The following is a 26,663-nucleotide window of genomic DNA, read 5'->3' as shown; positions in this document are numbered from 1 at the left end:
GTCACCCAACTGTTAAATTGAGTGACCCAATTGTAATTAGTTCTTTTCTTCTGCTTTTATTTCTACGCCGTCTTCGTCAATTTTAAGTTTAAATGAGTCTGTCTCATCTTCAACATCAATATTGATTCCGTCTTCGTTAATGATGATTTTTCCATCACTATTATCATCGTCATCCCAATTATTGTATTCCTCTTCTGGGCATTCATGGCATTTTAGTTCACCATCTTCTCCCATTACCCACGTATGATTGGCTATGCTACTTCTGTAATAGTCCCGGTCATTTTTGGTGCTTCTTCCAATATGACCTTTGGTAGATTCATCAAAAGAGATGTAGCTGCCAACGGGAATGTAAACTGTGGAGCGTACTTCTTGCTGCCTTGCCTTATTTGATGTAGCAGTAATAAGAAAATCATTCAGTACAATTTCATTACCATTAACGCTATACTCATAAGACACTTCTTTTGCTTTGTCTCTAGCAATTTTAAAAGTACTACCATGACTATCTTTTCTCACATTCAATCTTACTAAGGAATCTTCAGACTTTTTTATGTCAAAGCGTACATCATCAGAAACTAAGATTGGTCTATCATTTTCATCATATGATAAGGTCATACGCCCAAAATGGACTCTATCTGAACCGTAATCATATTCATTTTCGTTCATACGGATACGTATGGTATCGTTAAGGTCTGCTATTGCTATCACAGCTTTTTCATTTACACTTCCCACGGTGGCGAATTCTGCTGCTTGGCGAACTCCAAATACTGTTAAAACCCCAATGGATATCAGCCATAGCCCTAGTAGTGAAAATTTAGCAATATTACCTATTGATTTTAAATTGGTCACTAAAATCTTTAGACCTAAGTACATGATAAAGAAGAACGGTATACCAATGGCAAAAAACAATAACAATGAAATTAACCAGACCGGAGATCCAGAGGTGTTCACTATTTCATAAAAATCCACACCAGGGAAATGTACCGCATCAATAATACCTACGGAAAATAGTGCAATGAACAAACCTATAAGGGTCGATGCACCAATGATGATCAACAATATCCCTATAAACTTTCCAAAAATCTTGAATAGGAACATGATAATATCACCAATAGTATCAAAAAAGGTCTTGGAGCCGCTTTTTACCTTATTACCTACCTTTTCGTAGTCGACGCTTTTAACTGCGTCAGAAACATCATCAAACCCCTCTTTAACTTTGCGTTCTATATTGCTGATGTTTATAGGCTTTCCCGTCATGTCCAACTTTTGGGAAGTTGAAGATGCCTCCGGAACTAAAATCCAAAGTAAAATATATGCTATAAAACCAAATCCGGTAAAAACTGCTAATAGAATAAAAATTAGCCTTATCCATAAAGCATCTATACCCAAATAATATTCCAGACCAGAACATACTCCGCCAATATATTTTTGATCAATGTCCCTGTAGAGCTTTTTGGTCTTACGCTCAGGTCTTGGTTGGGAAGATCTTGGTTGGTCTTCAAAAATATCTTCGTCTACCATATAATCTTCTGGCTGTCCCATAATGGTGATTACTTCATCCACTTCTTTTTGGGTTATCACCTGACGCTCATTTTCCATTTTCTCCAGGAAAAGTTCCGCTACACGGGCTTCAATATCAGCTATAATTTCATCGCTTCCTGCGGTCCCGGAAAATGATCTTTTTATGGATTCCAAGTAACGCCTAAGCTTATTATACGCCTCGTCATCTATGTGAAAGAGGGTATTTGCTAGATTTATATTTACTGTCTTGTTCATTTTGTTGCTGCTTGATTTGTGTTGGTTACTAAGTTTACTGCATTTCTAAGTTCATCCCAGGTACCATTGAGTTCGTTGAGAAACAATTGCCCGGTTTCTGTAAGCGCATAATATTTACGTGGTGGACCAGAGGTGGATTCTTCCCAACGATAGTTGAGCAGACCAGCATTTTTAAGCCTTGTGAGCAATGGATAAATGGTACCCTCTACCACAAGCATCTTAGCGTCTTTTAAAGCTCCTAAAATTTCTGAAGCATACTTATCCTTATCTTTTAGTATGGATAGAATGCAATATTCCAGGACCCCTTTGCGCATTTGTGCCTTTGTGTTTTCTATATTCATAATTTCATGGGTCTATTAAATTAACTGTTCGTTTTGCTTCCGTGCCGTCCCGCTATGATGAGTAGCGGGCACGGAAACGTTTTTTGGTTGATTGTTGATTGATTGAATTTTTTTCGTTTTTTGATTAATAAATAAACTCTTTTAATTTTTATGTAAACTAATTACCCTCGATAATGTCCACTTGGAATCGTCATTTTTCCAGACAGATATAAATCTACTTGGTTTTGATTCCACATTTGGTTCTTGATTGTTATAAAATTTGTGCATACCTATTTCTACTGCTCCAAAACCTTTAATTTCATGTACTTCAACACTGTTTTCAACTAAAGTTCTGGTTACTTTTCCACATATATTTTGTTCAATACTCTTTAAAACATTACTTTTTGAAGTGGACAAACCACCCATATCATGATAAAATTCTAAATCCTCATCCATTAATCTGGCTTGGGTTTTCATATCACAGTTATTGTATGCATCGAATAAGGTTTTATCCAATTCCATTACTTTTTTAAATAGCTCGGATTCTTTTGCTACCTGGGCATTAGTGGCAAAGGCCAGTATTAGAAAAATAAACCCGATGATTTTTTTATATACTTCCATTACTTTATAAATTTTATAGTGAATGGGTACTTAAAAGTCTGTCCCTCATTGGTTCTTATGGTAGCCAAAATGGTATAAACAACATTCACAATGACGAGTCCGGCTTGTAGCACCCCAGTAATACCTGCGGGCCATAACCAACGACCAAACCGGAAATCGTCACTATTGATATGAATGTCTAGGTTGTTTAAATTGTTTAATCTATGAAAGCCAAAAAAATCACCATCAAATAAATCTGGTAAAAAGCCTATAAAGAATGGAATGCTTATTAATCCAATTACAATTGAATACAGTAACATACTTATTTGAAAGTTCAATGCTTGTTTTCCATTATAATCTACAAATTCAAGCTCTTTTTTATTAGCTGTCCATAAAATGAGCGGAAAAATAAAATTACCAAAGGGAACAAAGTACTTCGAAAAAGTCGAAGCATGTATGATGGCAGCTAAATTTCGCTCGTGTTTGGTTAATGATTCGGTCATGTTGATTTACTTTTTACCTTAAAACTATTTTAAGATATGTTGGTGTTTTTTGATTAATGAAATGGCTAACCTAATAGCTTACGATACAAATATATATCCAAAAGATGGTACTATGCAACACATAGTACTAAATATTAACATTTAATTAACATATTGTAGTGATTATTTAATTGTCTATTTTTGAGAAAATATAGTAATCCCTATGGCCACTAAACCCAGTAAATTCAACACCTTCACTTTTTTTAAATTACCCTCAGCATGGTGGTGTGGGGTACGATTAAAACATTTAGATGAAAAAAAGGCAGTTACCACAGTTACGCATAGATGGATAAATCAAAACCCGTTTAAATCTATGTTTTGGGCGGTACAGGGTATGGCGGCAGAGCTTAGCACTGGTGCCATGGTGATTGACCAAATCCGGAATAGTGGCCGTAAAATTTCTATGTTGGTACAGAACAACAATGCCAATTTTTCAAAAAAGGCCACTGGAAAAATCACTTTTACCTGTGAGGATGGTCACTTGATTGCTGATGCCATTAAAAAAACAATTGAAACTGGCGAAGGGCAAAAGTTTTGGATGAAATCAATTGGAGTAAATAAAGATGGGGTAGTAGTATCTACTTTTAATTTTGAGTGGACAGTTCGTTTAAAGAAATAAGATTGTGTATACAAGAGTGGTACTTGTCACCCTGAGCTAACTCAAAGGGTTGAATGTACGGTAAGATTAAAGTGTTGAAACTGTAATTTTTTAGTGAATTCATAATCTTTTTAGTATTTTCAAAGTCAATTATAACAGTAAATAGAGTATATAACATGGGAAAATTTGAAATTAAAACTGGAAGTTCTGGCAAAACAATGTTCAACCTTAAAGCAGGTAATGGACAGGTAATACTAACAAGTCAGTCCTACGAAAGTAAAGACGGTTGTAAAAATGGTATCGAATCCGTTAAAAAGAATTCACAAGACGACGCTCGTTTTGACCGTAAAGTAGCAAAAGATGGTAGTCCTTTCTTTACGCTTACTTCTACAAACGGACAAATAATTGGCAAGAGCGAAATGTACTCTTCCAATGATGCTATGGAAAATGGTATTGCTTCTGTAAAGAAGAATGCTCCAGATGCTGATGTAGATGATAATTCTTAGTTATCTTAACAGCGATAGAATAGAAAAAGCAGCCCAACAGGCTGCTTTTTTATTTACTGTATGACGTAACAAATCAGTGTTGATTGTAACTAATAAGTAGAAATCAAAAAACAAAAAATATGAACGCACACGAAATAGATTATGAAATATTTGGCGAAGAAATGCAATATGTGGAACTAGAGCTTGATCCGCAAGAAGCAGTTGTGGCAGAAGCGGGTAGCTTTATGATGATGGATACGGATATAAAGATGGATACCATTTTTGGAGATGGATCTAACCAAGATAAAGGCGTACTTGGAAAAATATTCTCTGCCGGTAAACGTATGCTCACAGGAGAAAGCCTTTTTATGACGGCCTTTTTAAACATTGGTCAAGGTAAGAAGAAGGTAAGCTTTGCTTCGCCTTATCCTGGTAAAATTTTACCTATAGATTTATCTGAAAAGGGTGGAAAGTTCATTTGTCAAAAAGACGCCTTTTTGTGTGCTGCGAAAGGAGTTTCTGTAGGAATAGAGTTTTCAAAGCGTTTGGGCCGTGGACTTTTTGGTGGAGAAGGTTTTATTATGCAAAAATTGGAAGGTGATGGAATGGCTTTTGTACACGCGGGTGGAACAATGGCCAAGAAAGAACTTGCGGTAGGTGAGGTCTTAAAGGTAGATACAGGTTGTATCGTAGGTTTTTCCCATACTGTAGATTATGACATTGAATTTGTTGGGGGTATTAAAAATACGGTATTCGGTGGTGAAGGATTGTTCTTTGCAACGCTAAGAGGTCCAGGAACTGTGTATGTGCAATCCTTACCATTTAGCAGATTGGCCGGTAGGGTATTGGCTGCAATACCCCGTGGTGGAAAAGACAAGGGTGAAGGAAGCATTTTGGGTACACTAGGTGATATTGTTGGCGGTGATCGTGGATTTTAGAATTTTAGCTAGAAAGATTAAATTATTTTTTCGCCCCTAAAGAAAACTTTAGAGGTGTTTTTGTTATGTTCGCCCTATGGATTTTAAAAACCAAATCAATTTTTTAAAAGAGCTCCAAAAAAACAATACTAAGGAATGGATGGATGCTAACCGTAAATGGTACCATGAGGTTCGCAACGACTATATTGCTTGGTTGGATACTATGAATACCAAGCTTACTGTTATCGATGATGAATATTATGATACCCCAGGTAAAAAGGGCATTAATCGTATCAACAATAATTTAATGTTTCATCCCAATAAGCCAATTTATAAAGATCATTTTGGAGCAGGTTTTGACAAAAAACCTGGCACTGGAGATTTTTATATAGAGATTGGTATTGAGCGCTGTATGTTTGCTGGGGGCTTATGGCGACCAGACCCTAAAAGATTACGTAGTGTTAGAGAAGCAATAGATTATGACGGCGAAGAGCTAAAAAAAATACTGGCCAAGAAATCATTTAAAAATTTATTTGGCGGACTATATGAAGACGTAAAATTGACCAATGCACCTAAAGGTTTTTCAAACGACCATCCTTATATTGGTCTATTAAAAAACAAGACTTTTGCCGTGGCTACAGAGTTTTCAACTTCTGAAGTTTTCAAAAATAATTTTGAGCAAAAAGTGATTAATGCCTATAAAGAAATGCTACCCTTTCGCAGGTATTTAAATAAGGCCATAACAGTTTGATTTTAACAGAAAAACCTTGAAGAACAAACAGGTAAAAAACATAACAAAGGAGTTGTTATCTGATAACTGGTATACTCTTAATAAGTTCACGTTTGATTACCAAAAAAATGATGGTACTTGGGAAACCCAGCATAGAGAAGCTTATGACCGCGGAAATGGAGCAGGTATTTTGCTTTACAACAAAGATAAGGGAACGGTGGTTTTGACCAGGCAATTTAGAATGCCCACTTATGTAAATGGCAATGAAAATGGGATGATGATAGAAGTGTGTGCAGGTCTCTTGGATGGTGATAATCCTGAAGATTGTATTCGAAAAGAGACAGAAGAAGAAACAGGCTATAAAATCGATAAAGTTCAACGTGTTTTTGAAACCTATATGTCACCAGGTTCGGTTACCGAGATTTTATATCTGTTTATTGGTGCTTATGAAGAAAAAATGAAAGTTTGTGAAGGTGGTGGTGCAAAAGATGAGACAGAGAACATAGAAGTATTGGAAATTCCTTTTAAAAAAGCTATTCAAATGATGGAATCTGGTGAAATAAATGATGCCAAGACCATTATCTTACTACAATATGCTAAGAATTCTGATTTATTTCATTAAATCAATATGTATTATGTATTTGTCGTAGCGCAGTATAGATATCTTGTCTAACTTGACTAGTTGGCCTTCTAAAATGATTATTCATAAAACTAAAAAGTAATAGCTTTCCTGATTTGGTTTTTAAATAACCGCTCAAATTATAAGTGTTTCCCATAGAACCGGATTTTGCAAAAATGAACAGTTCATTCTTAATGTTTGGCTTTGTTATAGTTCCATTGTTGTCCCATGCAGGTAAGAGATGAAACAAGCGTTTTTTATCAGTCTCATCATAGAGTTTTTGGAGTATGGCAACCAAGGATTCTGGTGTAAACAAGTTGTATCTGGAAAGCCCTGAACCATCTACCCATCTTGGCTGCTGTTTAAGGTTTGACAAGTAATTTTCTAAAACAAAATCCTTGGATATTTTAAAACTTAATGTGTCGGATAACATAGAAGAGGTGCTAAGCATTAACTGTTCTGCAAGAAAATTATCGCTCTTATAAAGCATTCTTTTCAATATGGAATCAGTAGGTATTCCATAAAGTAATTTTTTAGATTTTTTTGAGCGGTTTTGTGTCAATGTTATCTTTTGGTTTATTTTTTTTTGTATCAGTTTTTTTGTCAAAGCTTTACTCGTGATAAAGGGAACTTCTAGCGTGTCAGTTAGATTTTCTGGAACGGAGAATTCATTTTTAGTTAAATCTCTGAGCACTTTAGTTTTTTCTCTTCTGGTATTTAAACTAAATAAGTTTGGAGAAACAACAAGGCTATCTTTTTCATAAAAAGAGACCACATTCCCGTAAAGAGGTATAGGGCCTAATTCCGGAGAGAAATAATATTGGTAATCTTCCCAAGCCCAACCAGGTCTAAATTTCTCATCGTGAAAATTTGATAGGTTCAAAACTATTTTGGCTTTGGTATTTGACAGAAATTCCAAAGCTGTACTATCCATGAAATAGGGATGGAGCCAAGATGGATCGCCAGTACCTTCTATATGTAGCGAGTCCTTGCTTTCCACATATTTTAAAGTAGGTATTTTTTCTGGTAATAGTTTTAGGGAGGCATAGAGCGTTACGATTTTTACATTGCTGGCTGGAATAAAGTATTTAGTAGAATTTTTGGCTAAAATGGTGTCTTTGGATTTTGCATCTACCACAAGGAAACCTGTAAACTGATTTTTAAATCTATCATTTTCAACCCCTTCACGTATTTGCTTTAATCTTGCGGAGGAACAAGAGGCAAAGAGTATGATTATTAATACTAATGAAATTATTTTACCGCTAACCCATTGGTTTAAAACGACTTGAAAAATGTAATTTATCGACTTTAACAACAATTTATCCAATTTTTAACTGTTATAGTATTTCAATATATACCTTTTATAGGTAACTTAGTACACAACCTATAATCTAAATATTCATTTTGTCATTATGGCTAGAGCTATGTTGGAATACACCAAAACTGTTTTGCAAAAAGTTAGTTTTGATGCGAAATTGTTCGCGAAAGAAGTGAAAAAAGCAGTTTCCTTGTTATTACCACAGGAAATTGAGGAATTAAGAATCTGGTTAAAACAATTTATTGATGATAAGCCAGAACTACATCAAAGTTTATTACTATTAAAAGCATAAATAAAGCCACCCAAACGGGTGGCTTTTTAATTAAATAGCGCAACCTTTTTTAATTTTTGCTTCTTAGAATAAAGATGTGATGAAATATTTTTATCTATTTTTTATATTATTTGGTTTGAGCTGCTCTGATGATGAAATCACAACAATAGACTTTCTGGTGTTAATCTCCTAGGGAAATGGCAGCTAGAGGCAACCAAGATAAGTCCTGGAGGTCCAGTCGATTGGTCTACTGTAGAGAATGGTACTATTCTCGAATTTAAACCTAATGGTTTTTTAGAGCAAAGTAATTCCGAAAATAATGGAACTGGAATCTATAGGGTAGAGGAGAATAGCATTTCGATTACCTTTTCAGAAACAAGCAACTATATTGGCGCAATACAGGACGGAAAACTTGTCATAGGTTTTATTGGCTGTATTGAAGAATGTTCTTTTCGTTACAGGCGTATAAACTAATAACTCTATTTATTGTTGAGCGGGCTGATAATATCAACATCTTGAAAGGTTATCGCACCTCTTACAATGGAAGAAATTACATCTTTTAAGGCTTCCGTTATTTGAATTTTTAATTCACTTTTATGGTGGATTAAACTAATCTCCCTTGCAGGAGAAGGTTTTTTAAAGTGCTTTAGGTTTCCTTTCTTTTTATCATCAAGTTCTAAAGTATTCAAATAGGGCAGTAGGGTCATACCCATACCTTCGTTAGAGAGATTTACCAAAGTTTCAAAGCTCCCACTTTCAATTTGAAAATGGTCCGTAGTTCTATTTTTTGGTGACTTGCACAAATTTATGACCCCATCCCTAAAACAATGCCCGTCTTGGAGCAATAACACATCATTTATTTCCAAATCATCTGTTGCCAGTTCCTTAGAACCAGAAAGTCTGTGATTTGGTGGTACATAACCAACGAAGGGTTCATAGTATAGTGGTTTTTCTTTAATGAATTCTATCTCTAGGGGTGTAGCGGCAATTGCAGCATCTATATGTCCATCTTGTATATTTCTAATTAGCGTATTCGTCGCTTGCTCTTTTATGATTAGGTTTACTTTAGGGTATTTTTTGATAAATGTTGGCAGAAACATTGGGAGTAATGTTGGCATTATTGTGGGAATGATTCCAAGTATAAAATCACCACCAATAAACCCCTTATCTTGGTCAACGATATCTTTGATGCGTTCTGCTTCGGCTACTATATTTTTAGCTTGTGCAACTATTTTTTTTCCAACTTCTGTAATTGCTATTGGTTTTTTACTTCGATCAAAAAGTAATATATCAAGTTCGTCTTCCAACTTTTGGACCTGCATGCTCAAGGTAGGTTGGGTCACAAAGCTCTTTTGCGCTGCCAATGTAAAATTTTGATGTTCGGCAACTGCTAAAACATATTGTAATTGGGTAATTGTCATTAACGATAGTTTTGAAGTATAAAAATACAAAAAACCATTGATAAAACTTATTGAAAATCTTTATGACGATTTTGTTTTATGATAAAAAATTAAAAAAGCCTAGCGCAAATACTAGGCTTTTATTTTGATTGATGGATTTTATTTTTCAGAACCGGATAGTCAATTCTAAATCTTCGTCTGCAACTTCAAACTTGGCATCTGCAAAAGTTGGAGGTCCCATTGTCATTTCGTTATTGGACATTCCATAGTTCTCTTTTGGCATGCCATTAGCTTCATAATCCATTCGTTGGTTATTGTTTTCATCATGCAATACCATTATTGCATAGCTGCCAGGTTTTACGTTTTCGATAGTAAAGCTTATAGAGCCTTTCTTCGCTTTTTCTGCCAAGTTTACAATGCCAGCACCTTTCATAAAAGTTTCATTGGTGTGTAATGATGCTAATACGTTTCCATTATCGTTCATAACATTTTCTAAAGTCACTTTTAGTGTAACTGTTTTTTCCTGTGCTTTTACTGAAAAAGCAATTAAAAATATCCCTAAAGCAAGTACTAGATTTTTCATTTTATTTATTTTAATTGTTAATGATGGTTCAAAGTTGCTTCAAGGTGATTCAATTTTATAATTGATATTACCCAGTTGTAAATAATCACTTCCGAATTGTAACATGGCAACATTTTTGCTACCTTTTTTAAAAATTCTAGCCATGAGAGTGAGCCATTCTATCCGAAAAATTCTAATTCTGATTTTGTTCTTCCATGGTTTACTAGGCTATTCTCAAAAATCCTATACTCCAAATACTTTATTAAGGACTCAGATTAGAAAAGATATATGGAAAGAGTTAAAGTTAAAGACCCCGCAAAAACATCGTTTCATGACCGGGTTGGTCTTTAATTCCAATGAATGTTTTGGTCTTTATGAAAAAGCGGCAAAAAAATATGGTTGGAAGCCGTATGAACTACACACTGCAGCTGCTTTTTACAAAATTATTCTAGAAGAAGTAATAGCTAAACGTAGTTACACTGATGATGAAGTTAAAACTATATACAATAAGATCAAGGCTAATTATCTTAAGAGCAAAACGGATTTTGCACTAAAAAATGAACTTTTACAGCAAAAATACGACCCTTTAGTAATAGAAGCATTATGGATTAATACTGTTTTCCAACTCTCAAAAAAGAATAATCAAGAGATTGAAAAGTTGGCCAAAACCCTATTAGAAAACTTTGAAAATATTCCTTCATCTGCAGTCCAAACTGAAAATAACTCACCTGAAAATAAAATTAGTGTCAAACAAAAGACTTCGAATAAGAACAATACAAGTTATAGTGCTAACTCTAAAATTAGTGAGATTATCCTAAGAACAGCAACAAAATATGGACTAAATGGCGTATACGTAGCTAATGATGTGAGTGTACTTTATAGTAATGGAGATATATTCACAAATCCATCTAAGCCTTTGGAGGGGTTAAATATTACCGGATCAAAAAGCAAGAACCCTAAAAAGTGGCGGACTTGGAAAAAGCAAGGAGGTATACTATACATAACCGATCCTAGGAAAAGAAAAACCTATAATTGGAAAAAATGGTTCAAGGTACGCTCGGGCACCAAAGGTTTTAAACTTTCTGGTAAGTTCAATACTTCAGACGGATTCGGAGGGGCTACGGTAATAAATGCAAGCACTGTAGTTTTTGATAGGCAAGGACGCTTTGCATGGAAAACCGTTAAAGGTGGAAATACAGATTGGAAAGCTATTTTTTCTAAAAGCAGTTCAGCCGGTACTTATAAAATTGAAGATTATACCATTACCTTAAAATATAACAATGGAGTAGAAGAAGCTTTTTTCTTTGGCTTGTACCCAAAGGACGACCAACATTTTATTATTGGTTCAAGTCACTTTGTTCCTGTAAAAAATAACTAAAGATTAAGTTCCATTTGATAATCGGAGCGTTCATAAGGACTTTCAATACCCTTTATTTCTTTGAAGCCTAACTTTTTATACAGGTGAATCGCCGGTTGGAGTGATGTATGGGTTTCTAGAAATATATTTTTTGCACCCAACTCTTTCGCTTTTTTTATTATCGCTGTGCCAAGTGCATAACCAATACCTTTTCCATGAATTGTAGGTGAAACACCCATTTTTGCCAATTCATAATCAAATTTGTAATTCTCCATTTTCACAAGAGCACAAACCCCCGCTGGTTTATTCTCCAATAATGCAATAGCGATATAACCACCCCTGTCGAGAATGTAGCTTTTGGGATTGTCCAACGCTTTATGGTCCATTTCTTCCATTTTAAAGTATGCTTCAATCCACCATTGATTCAAACCTTTGAATGCTTGTTGGTACTTCTTTTCAAAAGGGACAATAACAATATTTTCCAAAGATTTAGTATTCACTCCCTATGCAGCTATATTTTTTCGCTTGCTTATAATTTCTACAATCCAGTAGATTAATTGCCCAATTCCACTAACAAACACAAAGAGTAGAATCCAAACTATTAATAGATTATTCTCTTTCAAATTAGGGTTTTGTACGGCATGAACAATGAAAAAAATCATACTACTAACGGAAATAAGAATTGTTAGCATAACAAAACCAAAAAACCATGCAAAATTCCCAAGAATAATTGAAGCTGATGTATTTGCATCCATAGCCTGGTTAGCTTCAATGGAAGTTATCAAATTGAAAATAAAAAAGAAATAAAAAATTATAGCTAGCACTCCTATAAGTATTGGAGCCAATGCAAAAAAACCTTGCCAAAATTTACTGTTTAGCATAATAGTATTATTTATGAGTTGATTGTTTCTCTATATGTCTTGCAATTTCTTTTGATGTTACATTGCCTCCATTTAATTCTTTGATTATGGCAGCATGATCTTCGGGTCGTGTTTGTGAAAGTTTATAGGCTGCTTGTATGTCCGTAATCTCAATTTTAAACCCAACAACTCCTTTTACTTGGCGAAGTGTTTTTGAGGACATTTCATGTAGAGAAATAGGGGATTTAGAGCCCTTTTCATACTTATTGACCAGCTTGTGGAGCGATGCCATGACAGCTTCCTCATCAAGAATGGTCAGTTTTCCATACACATGTACAGCGATGTAATCCCATGTTGGAACCTCTTCCTCTTTATACCAAGAAGAAGAAATATAGGAGTGTGGCCCATTAAAAATACAGAGAACCTCAGGTTGCTTTTCAAACTCCTTCCATTGCGGATTGGCTCTAGAAATATGACTTACCAGTAATTCTTTGCCATTTTCATCTTCTTCTAGTTCTAAAGGAATATGAGTTGCCCACGGTTTACCATCTACTTGGTTGATAAGAATTCCAAAACTATTTCTTTTTAGAAAATCTTTTACCTCGGCTACATTTTCGTTTTTATAATAATGGGGAATGTACATTACTATGAGTTATCTAGAAACTAGTATTAATTTTTGGTTTTAATTGGATATGCTGGTCGCTGCATTTTCTTAGGTGGGTTTTCCTTTAATTGTTTTAGTATTATTTCTAACGCCTTTTCCAATTGTGGGTCTTGCCCTTTGATAACCAATTCAGGTAATTGTTCAACCTCAACGTCAGGTGCCACCCCTTCATTTTCCACTCTAAACCCATTCTCAGTATAGAAAGCAACATTAGGTGCGGTTACAACGCCTCCATCGATAAATTCGGGATAACCCAATACACCTACAAGTCCACCCCAAGTACGTTTCCCGACGATGGTTCCCATTTTAAATTTACGGAACATCCAAGGTAAATAATCACCCCCTGAACCAGCAGTTTCATCTATAATCATAACTTTTGGTCCTTGTATTGATGCACTAGGAGATTTCAAATCTTGACCATATCTAAAATTCCAATAAGCTTGCTCTGGTCTTTTTAAAATATCGATATAATAATCCGCTAAAGAACCACCACCATTAAAGCGCTCATCTATAATAATTGCTTTTTTATCAGCTTGTGGGTAAAAATAACGCTTGAAATATTCAAACCCAGCGACAGTGGTATTGGGGACATAAACATAGGCAACATCACCATTGGATGCTTCGTGTACTTTTTTCATATTTCCTTCTACCCAATCCCTATTTCTAATTGCCCACTCTGTTCGTAGTGGAGTTACTTTGTAGGTTTTTGCGTTTGAACCGTCAGCATTTTTGCTCACCGTTAAATCTACTAGCGTATTGGCTGTATTTTCAAAAAAACTATAGAGGTTATCAGTTCCCACCACTTCTTCACCATTAATGGAAATAATGTAATCACCTTCTGAAATAGAGATACCGGGTTCTGTAAGTGGAGACCTTAGGTCAGGTGTCCAATTAAGTCCCCCATATATTTTTGAAATCTGGTAGCGGTTGTTGCTTACTTTATAATCAGCTCCTAGAAGCCCTCCGGATACGCGGTCTGGATTATTAAGTGCATCCCCATCACTTCCAAATCTGTGATGACCGACAGCTAGCTCACTAAACATCCATTGCATTATACGGTACAAATCGTCTTTACAAGAAGCTTGTGCAGCAAGAGGCTCATACTTAGCCTTCATAGCATTCCAATCCACACCGTGCATTCCTGGATCGTAGAAATAATCGCGATTTACCCGCCAAGCTTCATTAAAGATATTGTTCCATTCTTCTTTTGGATTTATTTTAACTGAAATTTCTCCAAGGTTTAGAGGACCGTCATCGGATTTCTTTCCTAAGTCAGAAACAAACCAAGAACCTCCCGAACTATAAAACATCTTTTTGCCCCCATCAGCAACTTCATATTGGTCTACGAGGAAAAGTTCTTCCCCTTTTCTATCTTTAAATGTAAACTTATTTAGCTGTGAAGTAGGAGAGTGGAATGAGGAGGATAAGTAATACAATTCACCTTCTTTCACCGAGTTTAAACTACTGTAGACACCGGGTTCAACAGGTAATGCCAACATTCTATTTTGAATGCCGTTCCAATCAATTTTAAGTGTTTTTATATTTGAATCTTCTTTCTTGCCTTTTTTTGAAGCTTCCTCAGAGGCATCTGAACTCTCTTTTTTATCCCCTTTTTCTTCATCGTTTTCTTTTTTCAAAGGAGATACAACATCTTTTTGGAGTGTAACCAGATAAATGGAATTGGTTAACTCCTTATCAATATTCGACTGATCAAACCAATTCACTAATGGACCTGCATCTGTAGAAGCAAGGAGGTAAACATATTTTCCACTTGGGTCAAAAACGGGACTTGTAACATTGGACAATCCATCTGTTAATTCATAGGACTTGTTTTCTGAAAGAGAGTACAAAAAAGCTTTCTCAAAATTGGTGCCTATTATTTTGGTATAGGCAATCCAATTGGAATCAAAAGACCAATCACTAAATAAGTCTCTAATATCTCCAGGAAAAAATAAATCGTCTTGGGCAATTTTTACGGTCTTACCGGTAGTAATTGTAGTAACATATAAGTTACGACCATTATCTACATAGCTAACTTTCTTACTATCTGGAGACCAATGAAGATTGGCATAAAACCCAGTACCATCTAATTTAATTTTTTTAACTGAACCATTTGAAGCATTCTGGACATGCATTGCATATTCTCCCGAAGCATCTGAAAAATAGGCAATAGACTTACCGTCCGGGGACCAAGCTGGAAATTTTTCATGAGTACCAGTAGTTTGTGTAAGATTTGCAACATCACCTTTTTTCGCTGGGAGGGTTACTATGTCACCTCTAAAATCTAAAACAACTCGAGTACCTGAGGGAGATATATGTCCTGAACGCACATATTGTTGTCCAGACACATATCGTTCACGAAGTTCCAATAAATCTGTCTTGATATTTAGCGTTAGTTTTTTATCTGACCCTGAAACTGCATCGTAAATATGCAGTGTTCCTGCATGTTCATATATAACAGCATTCTTATGCGCTTTTACGTTTATTACAGGAAAGTCTTTATAATCTGTATGCTTTTTGATGGATTTGGTTGATGTGTTATAACTGAAAAGATTAAACTCCCCATCTCGGTCACTTCTAAAAAACACATCTTCGCCTATCCATTGTGGTTGTGTGTCATTACTTCCACCTTGGGGCTTTGGAACCTCTACCACTTTATGATTGGCAGTATTGTAAACCCAAATACGCGAAGTACGACCACCGCGATAATGCTTCCATTGTGTAAAAGCATCAAATATTGTTGTATAAGCGATATGAGATGAATCATCTGAATAACTAGCCCAAAATGCATTGGGAATATCCAATTGTGTAGTTGCACCGCCATTAATCCCGACTGTATATAATTGAAAATAACGATTGGTGTGTGAATTACGTCTAGAAGCGAAAAGTACATTTTTACCATCGGGAGTAAAATCTCTTACTAAATCAGTATAGGGATGCCAAGTTAGCCGTTTTGGAACACCACCAGTGGTTGGAACTATAAAAACATCTGAATTACCGTCGTATTCTGCATTAAAAGCAATCATACTACCATCAGGGGAGAAAATCGGACTCGATTCCACACCCTCATCTATCGTTAGTCGTTTTGGGTTGGAGCCATCCCTATTGGCAACCCAAAGGTCTTGGGCATATACAAAAGCGATGTGTGAATCACTTAATGCGGGTTGGTGCATTAATTTGGTTTCGTTTTGAGCGTTTCCAATAGAAATGAATAATAGATAAAGAAATGCTGAAAAAATAAGGGTTTTGGTAGCTTGCTGTCTCATTTTAATAATGCTAATTTGATTGATTTTAATTGGAGCTTGAAGATAGGGTTTTGCTATGAAATATTTTCATCGTTGGGGTTTCCCTTTTCTTCTTTCTTTAATTCTTGATATTTTGAATACAAACGAAAACCAAGTCGTGCGAATAATATGATTGCTACTAAGGTTATAATGTCAACTGTATTCATAGTTGCTCTTTCTCTACGGGTTTGCCAAACCATTTGGCAATGGTATTCTCTGCAGGCTTAAAACGTGGTGAAAAGTCCAAGTTTTTAGAAGCGTTTGCTTTAGTGCTACGGTGGTCCCATTGCCAAATATAAACACCAGCAAACCATCTCTTCCCCCATAATTGTTTAAAAAGAGCTTCATGTGCCAATTGCTGTGTTCTATCTGACTTCTTTTTGTAAAGAGCGCTGAAAGTGGAATCCCATTCCCAGGGTTTTATGGTTGCAGACACATCACTTCTGTATCCCACTTCTGTAAACAATATTGGTTTTTCATATGTTTTATGAAGTATTTCCAACCGAGTAATATGCTTTGCCCATCCCTTTTCTATGGTTTCCAAATCTGGAGTTTTGTTCTTGGTTAGCGGAAAGTAGGCTTGTATGCCAATAAAATCTAAATCGTTCCAAAAATCTATATGTTCATATTCGTCGTGCCAATTTGCTGCATAGGTCAGTTTGCCAGAATAAATGTTTCTTATTTTTTCTATTAGTTTTTTCCAACGTTCAGGTTGTTTTTTAATTGATGACTTAAGTTCTGTGCCTATACAAAATAACTCTACACCAGTATGTTCTGCCAAATGTGCATAGTAAAGCATATAATTTTCATAAGAGTCAAACCAAGTATTCCAATCTTCATCAGATTGATGCATTAAATTAGCCCTCCATCCTTCAAAAGTCCATAAATGTGGTTTAAGCTGAACACGCAGTCCCCTTTTATGTATCTCTTTGATTGACTTAATAAAAACAGAATCTCTAGATAGCCATTTTACTTTAGGATTTACAGGATTTCTTACTGTCTTTGAGGTTTCATCTTCTTGATCTATAAATGGGATTATAGCAATCCACTCAACATTTGCTTTAATAAGTGCATCTGTAGCATCTTTATTGGCTATCGACCCCCAACCAAAAACACTCATGCCACGATGCATTTTATCAGTACTATAAAAATCATTTGGCTCACCTTTGGTATTCATTACACTTTCTGTCCAATCAAAAGAATAGTTTTCATTGGAATTTGCAAAAACTAAGGTTTTATAAGTGATAAGAACAACTAACAATGGAATCAAAAAACGAAATGCAAGCTGTTTTATCATTATTCTCAACCCTTTCTTCTTATAGATTCTAACAAAGTATCTAATAATCCAAAAAAGGACTAGGGTTAGTCCAAAAAGAATATGAATGGCTACAATAAAACTTGAGTTGGATAGAAATTCAAAAAATAAGTTTGCAGCCTCTAAAAATTCACGTTTACCTCTAGAAATGCGTAGCGTGACAAGTATGAAAATACCTAGCCAGGTTAAAAAATAAATGACAAGGATGTTACGGATTTCTTTCTTTGATGATGATTGATGCATGTTGAACTAAAGATACTGAAATTAGCTTTTACCTTATTTGGTTTTGGTAGCCATCATTTAAAAGAAAACATTAGTTTTTTTAACTAATAACCTCATTAGCTATTTGCTCTTCAACCACCTGCCCATCTTTTAGATATACATAGTAGGAATGGTTGTCTTTATCTAGAGAGATAGATTTGTGCACTTCCTCATCAATAAAATGGATTGCAGAACGGTCGTCACAAGCATACCCATCAGTTAAATTCCCTTCCAAAATATTTTTATGATATAATGGTCTTCTGGATTTCTCGGAATTGTAATGTGGACAATGACTTTTGTCTATAAAAGCCATTCCTTTTACAATACTTAGTTTGGCTGGTCTGGAATCTGTCGTTCCACCATTTGTCCAACATAAAGAACCGGCACTTCCCCCGCCCATCACTGTACCATTTTCGTAAGCCTTTTTTAGTGCAGCGTCAATTCCTTGGGCTTTCCAAATAGCAAGCATATTTAACGTATTGCCACCACCAACTACAATGGCATCCATTTTAGAAATTAGCTTTTCAAAGGTCTCTTTTTGATCATAGGAATTGATCCAAACCTTTAAAACATGGGGAACTACTTCTATTTGGTCACAAACTTCATAAAAACGGTCAATATAACCTTCATCATCGCCACTTGCAGTTGGTAAAAAGCAAACGTTTGGCTTTTTCTTTCCAGTAAGTTGTGCCATGTAATTTATAAAAGGAACAGTGTGGCGTCCGCTCCCATAAATGAGGAGTTGCTTTTTCATCTCGACTAAAATAAAAAACCCTGACTAAAAATCAGGGTTTATACTTTTAATTTGAATTGAGATACTCCAATTAAGAAATATGCTGTTGCAACAACTTTAGACCTATTGTCCCGAAGTAACAACTACTTCCCCAGAAAGACCACTTAAATCTTGCCTGAACATCCACAACTCTTGCCAATCACCTTTCGTTGAAGCCTCAAAATCTTTCAAGAAACCAGTAAAGCTGCCTTCACCATGTACTTCTTCATACCATTGTGGAAATTTATCATCCTCACCCATCCATGACATGCTATCAAAAAAATTGATCCATACCATATCTTGGCCATCAGTATTGGGCATTTGATTCCAGTATACCCCCCATTGTTCATTTGCATCCTTAGTTTTATAAACTTTAGTTACTTTATCTAAAACGGTCATGAATTTTTGGTTTTGAAACCGTTTCATATCCAAATAAAATACAGCTAGATTTTTTAGTTCAAAGTCATTAGTGAAATTTGAATGAGCAGCATCCCCTTTCCAATAATTAGTCTCTGTTGTTGCTTCTGCGTAAGGAGCCACATTAGTATTCCAATCATTGCTATGTGCTTCATCTGGATTATTTGCGCCATCAAATGCAGTCCATGCGGTTGGTCCCATGCTCCAAATATATTTTCCTGCATTTTTTCCACTTGATATCCAGTAGACGCGAACAGCATTCGCCCCACTGGCATGAAACTTTTTGTTATGGGACTTAATACCTGCTTCAAACTCGGTGATTTTTGCTGGATTCGGGGTCAGCATAACATTCATAAAAATAGGTTCTGGTTGGCTTTCTTGAGCATTAAGACCAAAAGTAAAGGTCATTGTAATCATAGCTATGAATAGCTTTGTTCTAATTGTTTTCATATAGTTTGTATTAATTGGTTATGTTTTAAAAAATATTAATTCATTTAAACATGATTTAGTCTATACCAGAAGGACTAATATGGAGTTAGGTTTATTCAAATTTTTGGATGGGAACTGTTAGAAAGAAACTGGGGGAGTAAATACGTTACTTTCTGATTTTCAATATACTAATTATAAACCACAAAATGTTAAGAAAATATAAAAACCTTGTTAAAACTGTGGTTTTCGTTCAGCGTCGGCGAAAATAATTATTTGCTTATTTCAGCTTTTTTTATGTCTGTTCTTATGATTTTGATTGTTTTGTCGATTTGAACCACTAGAACGACTACGGTTTCTATTACGATTGCGGTTTCGATTTCTGGAGGAGTTTGATTTTTTAGGCTTTTGGGCCACTTCTTCTTTACTATCATCGACAAAGGGGTGTTCGTTTATTTTAGGAACCTCTTGCTTTATTAATTTTTCTATATCCCTTAAATAAGGACGTTCTTCAACATCGCAAAATGATAAAGCAATTCCACTTGCACTAGCTCTTCCAGTCCTTCCAATACGATGTACATAAGTTTCAGGAACATTGGGCAAATCATAATTGATAACAAATGAAAGCTCTTCCACATCAATGCCACGGGCAGCGATATCTGTGGCAACCAATACTTTTAACTTACCCTCTTTAAAAGCGCTCAATGCTTTTTGTCTTGCTGTTTGTGATTTATTACCGTGAATTGCTGCTGAGCCAATATCAGCTTGCGCCAATTTCTTTACGATTTTATTAGCTCCATGTTTGGTACGCGAAAAGATCAATACAGAATCTTGCATTTTGTCTTGAAGTAAATGCACCAATAATTTCACTTTATTGGGTTTACTCACAAAATAAACGCATTGCTCCACTTTTTCAGCAGTGGCTTGTTGTGGTTTAATGGTCACTTGTTCAAAATCACCCAATATTTTTCTGGAAAGCTCCACAATGGTTTTTGGCATTGTTGCCGAAAAAAAGAGCGATTGCCTTTTGGGTGGAAGTTTGGCAATGATTTTTTTAATATCATGGATAAAGCCCATATCCAGCATTTGGTCTGCTTCATCAAGTACAGCATATTCTATATCACGTAATGAAATAAAACCTTGGTTCATTAAATCCAATAACCTTCCTGGGGTAGCAATTAGAATATCTACACCATTTTTTAAGGTATTTACTTGCTTCCCTTGTTTTACGCCACCAAAAATAACAGTGTTTCTTAAACCAGTATGTTTTCCGTAAGCGCTAAAGCTTTCCCCAATCTGTATAGCCAATTCACGAGTTGGTGTAACTACTAAGGCTTTGATACTTCTTCTTTTTTGTTGTTGGTTCTTGGCTAAATAAAGATGATGCAGGATTGGAATGCCAAAAGCTGCTGTCTTGCCCGTACCGGTTTGTGCAACACCCAATAAATCTTTTCCCTTTAAAAGGATTGGTATTGCTTGTGATTGTATTGGAGTAGGAGTGGTGTAGCCTTCAGTCTTAAGGGATTTTAGGATGGGTTCGGCCAGGCCGAGGTCTTTAAATGTCATGGTTTATAATAAGCGGCGAAGGTACTGGAATTTGTAACAACCCAGTCACATAAACTTACAGTTCGGTAATTCTTATTATACAAAACAGGTATATCTACTGACTTTTGAACCGTCAATCAAAAATGAACAGACATGAAAAACCAAATTACTTTATTCGCTTTTTTACTAATGCTCAGTGTTTCATCAGCACAGATTACCATAAGTGGAAAAGTCACTGACAACTCTAATCAACCTATCTCAGGAGCAAATGTGTATTTAGAAGGTACTTATGATGGTTCTTCAACGGATGAAAGCGGTGGATTTTCTTTTGAAACGACTGAAACAGGGACACAAACCTTGGTAATCTCCATGTTGTCTTATGAGCCTCATTACGAAATGGGCGATGTTTCCTATTTTAAAAATATAACGATTCAGCTTGTAGAAGCTATAAACTCCTTAACGGGAGTAACCCTTACCGCAGGAACATTTGAGGCGGGGGATAATTCTAAGGTTTCGGTCTTAAAGCCATTGGATATTGTTACCACAGCGGGGGCAGCGGGAGATTTTGTCGCAGCATTGCAAACTTTGCCAGGAACGACAACGGTTAATGAAGATGGGCGTTTGTTTGTACGGGGAGGGGATGCGAGTGAGACGCAGGTTTTTATAGATGGCTTACGTGTTTTTCAACCTTTTAATGCAACAGCAAACAATATTCCTACTCGAGGTCGTTTCTCACCATTTTTATTCAAAGGGATAACCTTTAGTACTGGTGGGTACTCCGCAGAATATGGACAAGCTTTATCCAGCGTACTTTTATTAAATACCATTGATGTACCAGACCAAGAAAAAACTGATATTCAGGCAATGACCGTAGGTGCAGGCTTGGGACATACAGAGATTTGGGGGAACGAGTCTTTAAGCTTTAATACTCAGTATATCAACTTAGCACCATATGAAGCTTTAATCCCATCCAATCAAGGGGTTCGTTGGAACAGTCCTTACGAATCCATTTCTGGAGAAGCAGTATTTAGAAGTAAGGGTGAGAAAGGTATATTCAAGCTCTATACAGGTTTTAACCATGCAGATCTGGATATTGAGCAAGAGAATATCAACTTTGAAGATTTTGTTCGCTTTCAGCTTACAAACAACAACCTATACTTCAATTCATCCTACAAACATTTTTTTGCTAAAGATTGGACCTTGACTTCAGGTGCAAGTGTTTCTTGGGATACCAATGATATTGGGTTTCTTGAAAATAGGATAGCTATAAAAGAAACAGGCTCACATTTAAAGCTAAAGCTAAAGAAGAATTTTACCAATAGGTTTTCTTTAAGTTTTGGAACAGAATTATTCAATCTTGATTATGAAGAAAATTTTGTTGCACCAGATGGCTTTGAGTTTGACAGTTCTTATGATGACCAACTATTTGCGGGTTTTGTGGAGAGCGATATTTTCTTTAGCAATAAATTCGCTATGAAATTAGGGGCAAGAATTGAAAACACCTCAGTATTAGATGAGTTTTCTTTCTCTCCGCGTATCTCTTTAGCATACCAAAGTAGCGATAAAGGTCAATTTTCCTTTGCTTACGGAGATTTTTACCAAAACCCACAGAGTAGTATTCTTAGATATGATCAGAGTTTAAGTGCAGAAAAGACTTCGCATTATATCCTAAATTATCAATATTTAGATAATGGGAAAACTTTTCGCGCTGAGGCATACTACAAGGATTACGATGGGCTGGTAAAGTATAACACAGAAATGCCCCAATTTGATTCGCAGTATTCAAATTTGGGTGGAGGTTATGCAAGTGGTTTGGATGTATTCTGGAGAGATAATAAGAGTATTGAAAATTTAGATTATTGGATTTCTTATAGTTATTTGGATACCGAGCGTGATTTTAGAAATTTTAGAGAACAGGCGACACCAAATTTTGCCCCTAAACATAATTTATCTTTTGTGACCAAGTATTGGGTGAATAAACTACGTTCTCAGGTGGGTTTATCCTATAACTATGGCTCTGGGAGGCCATACGATAACCCAAACACAGGAGAGTTTTTAGCTGAAAAGACAAAACCTTTTAATAACCTAAGTGTTAATTGGGCCTATTTAATAGATCAGCAAAAGATTTTGTATTTCTCTGTAAACAATGTGTTGGGTTTTAACAATATTAATAACTATCAGTATGCGAACACTCCTAATGTTGATGGTGTTTTCGATAGGCAAACCATAAGGCCTGCGGCAGACAGTTTTTTCTTTGTCGGTTTCTTCTGGACAATTAGTACTGATAAAAAGAGTAATCAGTTAGACAATCTTTAGATAACAATTCATCCTAAGGAATCTACAGTTGGGTAATGGATATTATTTATAGCGCTTATTCATAATCATATTTGTATTGAAAATCAACAATTGAATTAGAATCAACCAAAAATAGGACAGTTATGAAACAAATTTTAGCATCCTTCTTACTCTTAGTTCTAACAAGCGCTATGACACTAAATGCACAGAGCCAAGATATGGGAAAAATTAGAGTATTTGTTACTGAAGCATCCAACGATAAAGGAAACATGATTATTGGGCTATACAATAGCGAGAAGGAATGGTTAGAAAAGGTATATGTGGGAATGGTGTCTGAAATTAAGAATGGCAAGTGCGAAGTGTTGTTTGAAAAAATCCCATATGGTAACTATGCGGTATCACTGTTTCATGATAAAAACAACAACAAAAAGTTTGATATGTTTTTGGGCTTCATGCCCAAGGAAGATTACGGAACATCAAATGATGCTAAAGGCAATTTTGGACCTCCAAAATGGGAGGACGCAAAATTTACATTATCACAAGAAGAAAAATCAATAACCATAAAATTATAATACAATGAAAAAATCAGTTTTACTTTTATTATTTACAGTAACAATAAGTCTAAATGCTCAAGACCAGTATACCAAAGGCATGCAAAAAGCGATGCAATTATGGTCCGAACAAAAAATCGTAGATGCATCAAACTTATTTGAGCGTATAGCAACTGCAGAAATGGATAATTGGCTTCCCTACTACTACGTAGCTATGGTGAACACTACAGCATCATTCGGAGAGAAGGATAAGGAAAAGTTAAGCCTTCAGCTTGGTAAAGCAAAGGAATATATAGATATGGCAAAAAATATTTCACCAGATAACGCAGAAATATTGGTTTTAGAAGCAATGACAAATACCGCTTGGATAGCATTTGATGGTGCAACCTACGGGATGACACTTTCAGGAAAGAATGTACAGCTCTATCAAAAAGCGGCAGAACTTGCTCCAAACAACCCTAGAGTCGTATTTGGAAAAGCAGAATGGGATATGGGGGCAGCAAGATACTTTGGTAAAGATGTCACGCCATATTGTGCAGATATTGAAAAGTCTTTAGAACTTTTTGCTACATTTAAACCAGAATCAGAATTTCACCCAAATTGGGGCAAAGACCGTGCAGTCTCTGTTGCGGAGCAATGTAAATCATAATTATGAAGAGTTTTATAAAGGTTCTTAAGGTTTCTATCCTAATTACGGTATTTATTTCCTTAATGAACCTTTTTATTTTTACTGATGGCGATTATACGATAGAGAACGTTATTAGGCAGATTGTCATTAGTTTTATTTTTTCTTTTGGGCTTACAGCGGCTAACTCCTATTATTATGATGGTATAAGTATACGGTATAACTGGGAGAAAGACCCTAAAAAACGATTATGGTTTGGAGCTATAGGTTCAATCTTGATCACTTTTGTGGTTTTTGCAATTCTTAGGTATTTCTTGACCTTTTATTATACAGGTAGATCAGTCGCTGAATTTATTGAAAAAGAAGAGATTACACCATATATAATTGCACTTGTAATTACCTTAATAGTTTCACTTTTTATACATGCTTTTTATTTTTATAGAGCACTTCAAAAAAAACAGGTTAAAGAGCAAAAAATAATAGCTGGCACTGCTTCTGCCCGTTTTGATGCATTAAAAAATCAATTAGACCCCCATTTTTTATTCAATAGCTTAAACGTGCTTACAAGCCTGATTGAAGAGGCACCGGACCAAGCACAAAAATTTACTACTTCTTTATCAAAAGTTTATCGTTATGTGTTAGAGCAAAAAAACAAGGATTTAGTAACAGTAAATGAAGAGCTGGATTTTGCCAGAACTTATGTTCGACTTTTAAAAATGCGTTTTGAGGATAGTATTGTTTTTGATATTCCAACCGAGGCCAGTCTAGCAGAGGCTAAAATAGTACCATTATCGCTTCAGTTGTTACTGGAAAATGCGGTTAAACATAACGTTGTTACATCTTCTAGGCCCTTGCACATTAAAGTTTACGAAGAAAAAGGAAATCTAGTGGTTAAAAATAATCTTCAAGAAAAACAAGTGGTCAAAAAGAGCAGTGGTGTTGGGCTGCAAAATATAAAGCAGCGTTATGCCATTCTTTCAGATAGGGAAGTCCAGATAGAAAAAACTTCAAAGGATTTTAGTGTTGCCCTGCCCATGTTGAGCAAAAAAATCACTGTTATGGAAACACAGGAAACACATATTGAAGAAAAAAGATATCTGAAAGCCAAAGAGCGTGTAGATGCTATTAAAGGATTTTATGGTAATCTAACGTCATATTTAATAGTTATACCTCTTTTGTGGTGGCTAAACTTTAAGACTACAGATTTTTTATGGGCATTTTTCCCTACACTTGGCTGGGGATTTGGCCTTACCATGCATGCCATGGAAGCTTTTGGCTACAACCCGCTTTGGGGGAAACGATGGGAAGAAAAAAAGATAAAAGAGCTTATGGATAAAGAGGATTTTTAGTAGTTGAACATATCTTTTAGGTGCTATCTATAACTTGTTTTTCACAGTTTTCACAACCCATCCCCAAAAAATTACAACTCGGTAATTCAGTTTTTCAAAACCATTTCATGATTCAGAAATTTGGTTTGTAATTAAAACTAATCTTAAAAAACATATCGTCATGGAAAATAATAACGAATATAAATATCAAAAGGCAAAAGAAAGAGTAGAGGAGATAAAAGGTTTTTATAGCAATCTAATGACTTACCTAATCGTAATACCAGTTTTAGGTTACTTAAATTATGTAACCACAGATTTTCTTTGGGTTATTTTTCCAGCAGTTGGCTGGGGTCTAGGGCTCTTATTTCATGGAATATGCGCCTTTGGTTTCAACCCATTCTTAGGTAGAGACTGGGAAGAACGTAAAATCAAAGAATTAATGAACAGTGACAAATTTTAAACTATTCGTAAATTTAAATACACCAACTAACTATAAAAACCAGATAGATGGAATTCGATATACAGGAAACTAAGCTTTTAAAAGCTAAAAAAAGGGTAAGAACACTCAAAAAATTCTACGGAAGTATTACCAGAGGCAGTATAGCCATAATATTGGTGGCAGCTATCAACTATTACCTTGATCAATGGGAACACCCATGGTTTTTATGGGTTGTTTTTGGAGTTGGACTAAGTGTCACCATAAAAGCAATACGAATTTTTGGGTTTAATTTTATTTTAGGGAAAGACTGGGAAGAGCGCAAGATTAGGGAATATATGGATAACGGTAAGTTCTAATTTTTAGCACTAAATAATTTAATAAGATTTTAA

29 protein-coding genes and 1 pseudogene are annotated in these 26,663 nt (G+C 35.5%); 15 read left to right on the top strand and 15 right to left on the bottom strand.

What is annotated here, in order from left to right; genetic code table 11:
* Positions 1-36 precede the first annotated feature (36 nt).
* The 4 genes from AACP56_RS03165 to AACP56_RS03150 all read right to left on the bottom strand — a co-directional run bounded on the left by AACP56_RS03165 (position 37) and on the right by AACP56_RS03150 (position 3,196).
* The gene (locus AACP56_RS03165; protein WP_339333510.1) at positions 37-1,773 is read right to left on the bottom strand and encodes a PspC domain-containing protein; all 1,737 of its coding nucleotides are present in this window, start codon (positions 1,771-1,773) and stop codon (positions 37-39) included.
* Positions 1,770-2,114 (bottom strand): PadR family transcriptional regulator, encoded by a 345-nt coding sequence (locus AACP56_RS03160; protein WP_339333512.1) that lies wholly within the window; start codon positions 2,112-2,114, stop codon positions 1,770-1,772. Before AACP56_RS03160 ends, AACP56_RS03165 begins: the two co-directional genes overlap by 4 nt.
* A 141-nt stretch (positions 2,115-2,255) precedes the next feature.
* Complete coding sequence (locus tag AACP56_RS03155) at positions 2,256-2,714, bottom strand: nuclear transport factor 2 family protein (protein ID WP_339333514.1); 459 nt, start codon at positions 2,712-2,714, stop codon at positions 2,256-2,258.
* A complete protein-coding gene (locus AACP56_RS03150; RefSeq protein WP_339333516.1) occupies positions 2,714-3,196 on the bottom strand; it encodes a DUF4870 domain-containing protein in 483 nt (160 codons plus the stop codon). Before AACP56_RS03150 ends, AACP56_RS03155 begins: the two co-directional genes overlap by 1 nt.
* A 202-nt stretch (positions 3,197-3,398) precedes the next feature.
* On the opposite strand from AACP56_RS03150, the gene AACP56_RS03145 reads away from it, so the two are divergent.
* The 5 genes from AACP56_RS03145 to nudK all read left to right on the top strand — a co-directional run bounded on the left by AACP56_RS03145 (position 3,399) and on the right by nudK (position 6,587).
* Positions 3,399-3,854 (top strand): DUF4442 domain-containing protein, encoded by a 456-nt coding sequence (locus AACP56_RS03145; protein ID WP_339333518.1) that lies wholly within the window; start codon positions 3,399-3,401, stop codon positions 3,852-3,854.
* 155 nt (positions 3,855-4,009) lie between these two features.
* Entirely contained in the window at positions 4,010-4,339 is a 330-nt protein-coding gene (locus AACP56_RS03140; RefSeq protein ID WP_339333520.1) for a YegP family protein, read from the top strand.
* 119 nt (positions 4,340-4,458) lie between these two features.
* Entirely contained in the window at positions 4,459-5,256 is a 798-nt protein-coding gene (locus tag AACP56_RS03135; protein ID WP_339333522.1) for a TIGR00266 family protein, read from the top strand.
* A gap of 76 nt (positions 5,257-5,332) precedes the next feature.
* Positions 5,333-5,986, top strand: a complete 654-nt coding sequence (locus tag AACP56_RS03130; protein WP_339333524.1) for a DUF2461 domain-containing protein — start codon at positions 5,333-5,335, stop codon at positions 5,984-5,986.
* Positions 5,987-6,002: 16 nt separating this feature from the next.
* Entirely contained in the window at positions 6,003-6,587 is a 585-nt protein-coding gene (nudK, locus tag AACP56_RS03125; protein WP_339333526.1) for a GDP-mannose pyrophosphatase NudK, read from the top strand.
* 1 nt (position 6,588) lies between these two features.
* Here nudK and AACP56_RS03120 read toward each other — a convergent pair whose 3' ends face one another.
* Positions 6,589-7,911, bottom strand: a complete 1,323-nt coding sequence (locus AACP56_RS03120; protein WP_339333528.1) for a D-alanyl-D-alanine carboxypeptidase — start codon at positions 7,909-7,911, stop codon at positions 6,589-6,591.
* An 85-nt stretch (positions 7,912-7,996) separates the two neighbouring features.
* Between AACP56_RS03120 and AACP56_RS03115 the strand changes: the two genes are divergently transcribed.
* Positions 7,997-8,194, top strand: a complete 198-nt coding sequence (locus AACP56_RS03115; RefSeq protein ID WP_339333530.1) for a hypothetical protein — start codon at positions 7,997-7,999, stop codon at positions 8,192-8,194.
* Positions 8,195-8,371: 177 nt separating this feature from the next.
* Positions 8,372-8,647: pseudogene (locus AACP56_RS18015) on the top strand (hypothetical protein); the annotation flags it as partial.
* Positions 8,648-8,652: 5 nt separating this feature from the next.
* Here AACP56_RS18015 and AACP56_RS03110 read toward each other — a convergent pair.
* Together AACP56_RS03110 and AACP56_RS03105 are read right to left on the bottom strand one after the other, a co-directional pair.
* The gene (locus tag AACP56_RS03110; RefSeq protein ID WP_339333532.1) at positions 8,653-9,594 is read right to left on the bottom strand and encodes a LysR substrate-binding domain-containing protein; all 942 of its coding nucleotides are present in this window, start codon (positions 9,592-9,594) and stop codon (positions 8,653-8,655) included.
* 145 nt (positions 9,595-9,739) lie between these two features.
* A complete protein-coding gene (locus tag AACP56_RS03105) occupies positions 9,740-10,156 on the bottom strand; it encodes a DUF2141 domain-containing protein (RefSeq protein WP_339333533.1) in 417 nt (138 codons plus the stop codon).
* A gap of 142 nt (positions 10,157-10,298) precedes the next feature.
* On the opposite strand from AACP56_RS03105, the gene AACP56_RS03100 reads away from it, so the two are divergent.
* The gene (locus tag AACP56_RS03100) at positions 10,299-11,513 is read left to right on the top strand and encodes a hypothetical protein (RefSeq protein ID WP_339333535.1); all 1,215 of its coding nucleotides are present in this window, start codon (positions 10,299-10,301) and stop codon (positions 11,511-11,513) included.
* Here AACP56_RS03100 and AACP56_RS03095 read toward each other — a convergent pair.
* Positions 11,510-11,977 (bottom strand): GNAT family N-acetyltransferase, encoded by a 468-nt coding sequence (locus AACP56_RS03095; protein ID WP_339333537.1) that lies wholly within the window; start codon positions 11,975-11,977, stop codon positions 11,510-11,512. The two genes, AACP56_RS03100 and AACP56_RS03095, sit on opposite strands and share 4 nt — an antisense overlap.
* Before the next feature lie 163 nt (positions 11,978-12,140).
* On the opposite strand from AACP56_RS03095, the gene AACP56_RS03090 reads away from it, so the two are divergent.
* A complete protein-coding gene (locus AACP56_RS03090; RefSeq protein WP_339333539.1) occupies positions 12,141-12,299 on the top strand; it encodes a hypothetical protein in 159 nt (52 codons plus the stop codon).
* Positions 12,300-12,380: 81 nt separating this feature from the next.
* Here the strand turns inward: AACP56_RS03090 and AACP56_RS03085 are convergent, their stop codons facing one another.
* From AACP56_RS03085 to AACP56_RS03055, 7 genes are all read right to left on the bottom strand, one after another.
* Positions 12,381-12,995 carry an FMN-binding negative transcriptional regulator gene (locus tag AACP56_RS03085; protein ID WP_339333541.1) on the bottom strand — a complete coding sequence of 205 codons (615 nt, stop codon included), beginning with the start codon at positions 12,993-12,995 and terminating at the stop codon, positions 12,381-12,383.
* Between the two features lie 26 nt (positions 12,996-13,021).
* Positions 13,022-16,282 carry a S41 family peptidase gene (locus AACP56_RS03080; RefSeq protein ID WP_339333543.1) on the bottom strand — a complete coding sequence of 1,087 codons (3,261 nt, stop codon included), beginning with the start codon at positions 16,280-16,282 and terminating at the stop codon, positions 13,022-13,024.
* A gap of 53 nt (positions 16,283-16,335) precedes the next feature.
* Positions 16,336-16,467 (bottom strand): hypothetical protein, encoded by a 132-nt coding sequence (locus tag AACP56_RS03075; protein ID WP_339333545.1) that lies wholly within the window; start codon positions 16,465-16,467, stop codon positions 16,336-16,338.
* Positions 16,464-17,858 (bottom strand): glycoside hydrolase family 113, encoded by a 1,395-nt coding sequence (locus tag AACP56_RS03070; protein ID WP_339333547.1) that lies wholly within the window; start codon positions 17,856-17,858, stop codon positions 16,464-16,466. The genes AACP56_RS03075 and AACP56_RS03070 overlap by 4 nt, the downstream gene beginning before the upstream one ends.
* 79 nt (positions 17,859-17,937) lie before the next feature.
* Positions 17,938-18,630 carry a Type 1 glutamine amidotransferase-like domain-containing protein gene (locus tag AACP56_RS03065; RefSeq protein ID WP_339333549.1) on the bottom strand — a complete coding sequence of 231 codons (693 nt, stop codon included), beginning with the start codon at positions 18,628-18,630 and terminating at the stop codon, positions 17,938-17,940.
* Positions 18,631-18,732: 102 nt separating this feature from the next.
* On the bottom strand, positions 18,733-19,515 hold the full coding sequence (locus tag AACP56_RS03060; RefSeq protein WP_339333551.1) for a hypothetical protein: 783 nt from the start codon (positions 19,513-19,515) through the stop codon (positions 18,733-18,735).
* A 261-nt stretch (positions 19,516-19,776) separates the two neighbouring features.
* Positions 19,777-21,057 (bottom strand): DEAD/DEAH box helicase, encoded by a 1,281-nt coding sequence (locus AACP56_RS03055; RefSeq protein ID WP_339333553.1) that lies wholly within the window; start codon positions 21,055-21,057, stop codon positions 19,777-19,779.
* Positions 21,058-21,189: 132 nt separating this feature from the next.
* On the opposite strand from AACP56_RS03055, the gene AACP56_RS03050 reads away from it, so the two are divergent.
* From AACP56_RS03050 to AACP56_RS03025, 6 genes are all read left to right on the top strand, one after another.
* On the top strand, positions 21,190-23,352 hold the full coding sequence (locus AACP56_RS03050; protein WP_339333555.1) for a TonB-dependent receptor: 2,163 nt from the start codon (positions 21,190-21,192) through the stop codon (positions 23,350-23,352).
* A gap of 122 nt (positions 23,353-23,474) precedes the next feature.
* Entirely contained in the window at positions 23,475-23,903 is a 429-nt protein-coding gene (locus AACP56_RS03045) for a DUF2141 domain-containing protein (RefSeq protein ID WP_339333557.1), read from the top strand.
* 4 nt (positions 23,904-23,907) lie between these two features.
* A complete protein-coding gene (locus AACP56_RS03040; RefSeq protein ID WP_339333559.1) occupies positions 23,908-24,531 on the top strand; it encodes a hypothetical protein in 624 nt (207 codons plus the stop codon).
* Positions 24,532-24,533: 2 nt separating this feature from the next.
* Complete coding sequence (locus tag AACP56_RS03035; RefSeq protein WP_339333561.1) at positions 24,534-25,856, top strand: 2TM domain-containing protein; 1,323 nt, start codon at positions 24,534-24,536, stop codon at positions 25,854-25,856.
* Positions 25,857-26,016: 160 nt separating this feature from the next.
* Positions 26,017-26,295, top strand: a complete 279-nt coding sequence (locus AACP56_RS03030; RefSeq protein ID WP_339333563.1) for a 2TM domain-containing protein — start codon at positions 26,017-26,019, stop codon at positions 26,293-26,295.
* 47 nt (positions 26,296-26,342) lie between these two features.
* On the top strand, positions 26,343-26,630 hold the full coding sequence (locus AACP56_RS03025) for a 2TM domain-containing protein (protein WP_339333565.1): 288 nt from the start codon (positions 26,343-26,345) through the stop codon (positions 26,628-26,630).
* Positions 26,631-26,663 lie beyond the last annotated feature (33 nt).

Source organism: Croceitalea sp. MTPC6 (genome assembly GCF_036985525.1).
Taxonomy (GTDB): domain Bacteria; phylum Bacteroidota; class Bacteroidia; order Flavobacteriales; family Flavobacteriaceae; genus Croceitalea.
This window is presented reverse-complemented; position numbering and strand designations above follow the sequence as displayed.

Coding starts and splice junctions, on each gene's coding strand:
- AACP56_RS03140 (WP_339333520.1), top strand. CDS start 4,010: ATGGGAAAATTTGAAATTAAAACTGGAAGTTCTGGCAAAACAATGTTC.
- AACP56_RS03110 (WP_339333532.1), bottom strand. CDS start 9,594: ATGACAATTACCCAATTACAATATGTTTTAGCAGTTGCCGAACATCAA.
- AACP56_RS03065 (WP_339333549.1), bottom strand. CDS start 18,630: ATGAAAAAGCAACTCCTCATTTATGGGAGCGGACGCCACACTGTTCCT.
- AACP56_RS03150 (WP_339333516.1), bottom strand. CDS start 3,196: ATGACCGAATCATTAACCAAACACGAGCGAAATTTAGCTGCCATCATA.
- AACP56_RS03135 (WP_339333522.1), top strand. CDS start 4,459: ATGAACGCACACGAAATAGATTATGAAATATTTGGCGAAGAAATGCAA.
- AACP56_RS03100 (WP_339333535.1), top strand. CDS start 10,299: ATGAGAGTGAGCCATTCTATCCGAAAAATTCTAATTCTGATTTTGTTC.
- AACP56_RS03050 (WP_339333555.1), top strand. CDS start 21,190: ATGAAAAACCAAATTACTTTATTCGCTTTTTTACTAATGCTCAGTGTT.
- AACP56_RS03030 (WP_339333563.1), top strand. CDS start 26,017: ATGGAAAATAATAACGAATATAAATATCAAAAGGCAAAAGAAAGAGTA.
- AACP56_RS03085 (WP_339333541.1), bottom strand. CDS start 12,995: ATGTACATTCCCCATTATTATAAAAACGAAAATGTAGCCGAGGTAAAA.
- AACP56_RS03060 (WP_339333551.1), bottom strand. CDS start 19,515: ATGAAAACAATTAGAACAAAGCTATTCATAGCTATGATTACAATGACC.
- AACP56_RS03075 (WP_339333545.1), bottom strand. CDS start 16,467: ATGAATACAGTTGACATTATAACCTTAGTAGCAATCATATTATTCGCA.
- AACP56_RS03145 (WP_339333518.1), top strand. CDS start 3,399: ATGGCCACTAAACCCAGTAAATTCAACACCTTCACTTTTTTTAAATTA.
- AACP56_RS03055 (WP_339333553.1), bottom strand. CDS start 21,057: ATGACATTTAAAGACCTCGGCCTGGCCGAACCCATCCTAAAATCCCTT.
- AACP56_RS03130 (WP_339333524.1), top strand. CDS start 5,333: ATGGATTTTAAAAACCAAATCAATTTTTTAAAAGAGCTCCAAAAAAAC.
- AACP56_RS03090 (WP_339333539.1), top strand. CDS start 12,141: ATGAAAAAAATCATACTACTAACGGAAATAAGAATTGTTAGCATAACA.
- AACP56_RS03070 (WP_339333547.1), bottom strand. CDS start 17,858: ATGCATCAATCATCATCAAAGAAAGAAATCCGTAACATCCTTGTCATT.
- AACP56_RS03105 (WP_339333533.1), bottom strand. CDS start 10,156: ATGAAAAATCTAGTACTTGCTTTAGGGATATTTTTAATTGCTTTTTCA.
- AACP56_RS03025 (WP_339333565.1), top strand. CDS start 26,343: ATGGAATTCGATATACAGGAAACTAAGCTTTTAAAAGCTAAAAAAAGG.
- AACP56_RS03080 (WP_339333543.1), bottom strand. CDS start 16,282: ATGAGACAGCAAGCTACCAAAACCCTTATTTTTTCAGCATTTCTTTAT.
- AACP56_RS03155 (WP_339333514.1), bottom strand. CDS start 2,714: ATGGAAGTATATAAAAAAATCATCGGGTTTATTTTTCTAATACTGGCC.
- AACP56_RS03165 (WP_339333510.1), bottom strand. CDS start 1,773: ATGAACAAGACAGTAAATATAAATCTAGCAAATACCCTCTTTCACATA.
- AACP56_RS03040 (WP_339333559.1), top strand. CDS start 23,908: ATGAAAAAATCAGTTTTACTTTTATTATTTACAGTAACAATAAGTCTA.
- AACP56_RS03160 (WP_339333512.1), bottom strand. CDS start 2,114: ATGAATATAGAAAACACAAAGGCACAAATGCGCAAAGGGGTCCTGGAA.
- AACP56_RS03045 (WP_339333557.1), top strand. CDS start 23,475: ATGAAACAAATTTTAGCATCCTTCTTACTCTTAGTTCTAACAAGCGCT.
- AACP56_RS03035 (WP_339333561.1), top strand. CDS start 24,534: ATGAAGAGTTTTATAAAGGTTCTTAAGGTTTCTATCCTAATTACGGTA.
- AACP56_RS03115 (WP_339333530.1), top strand. CDS start 7,997: ATGGCTAGAGCTATGTTGGAATACACCAAAACTGTTTTGCAAAAAGTT.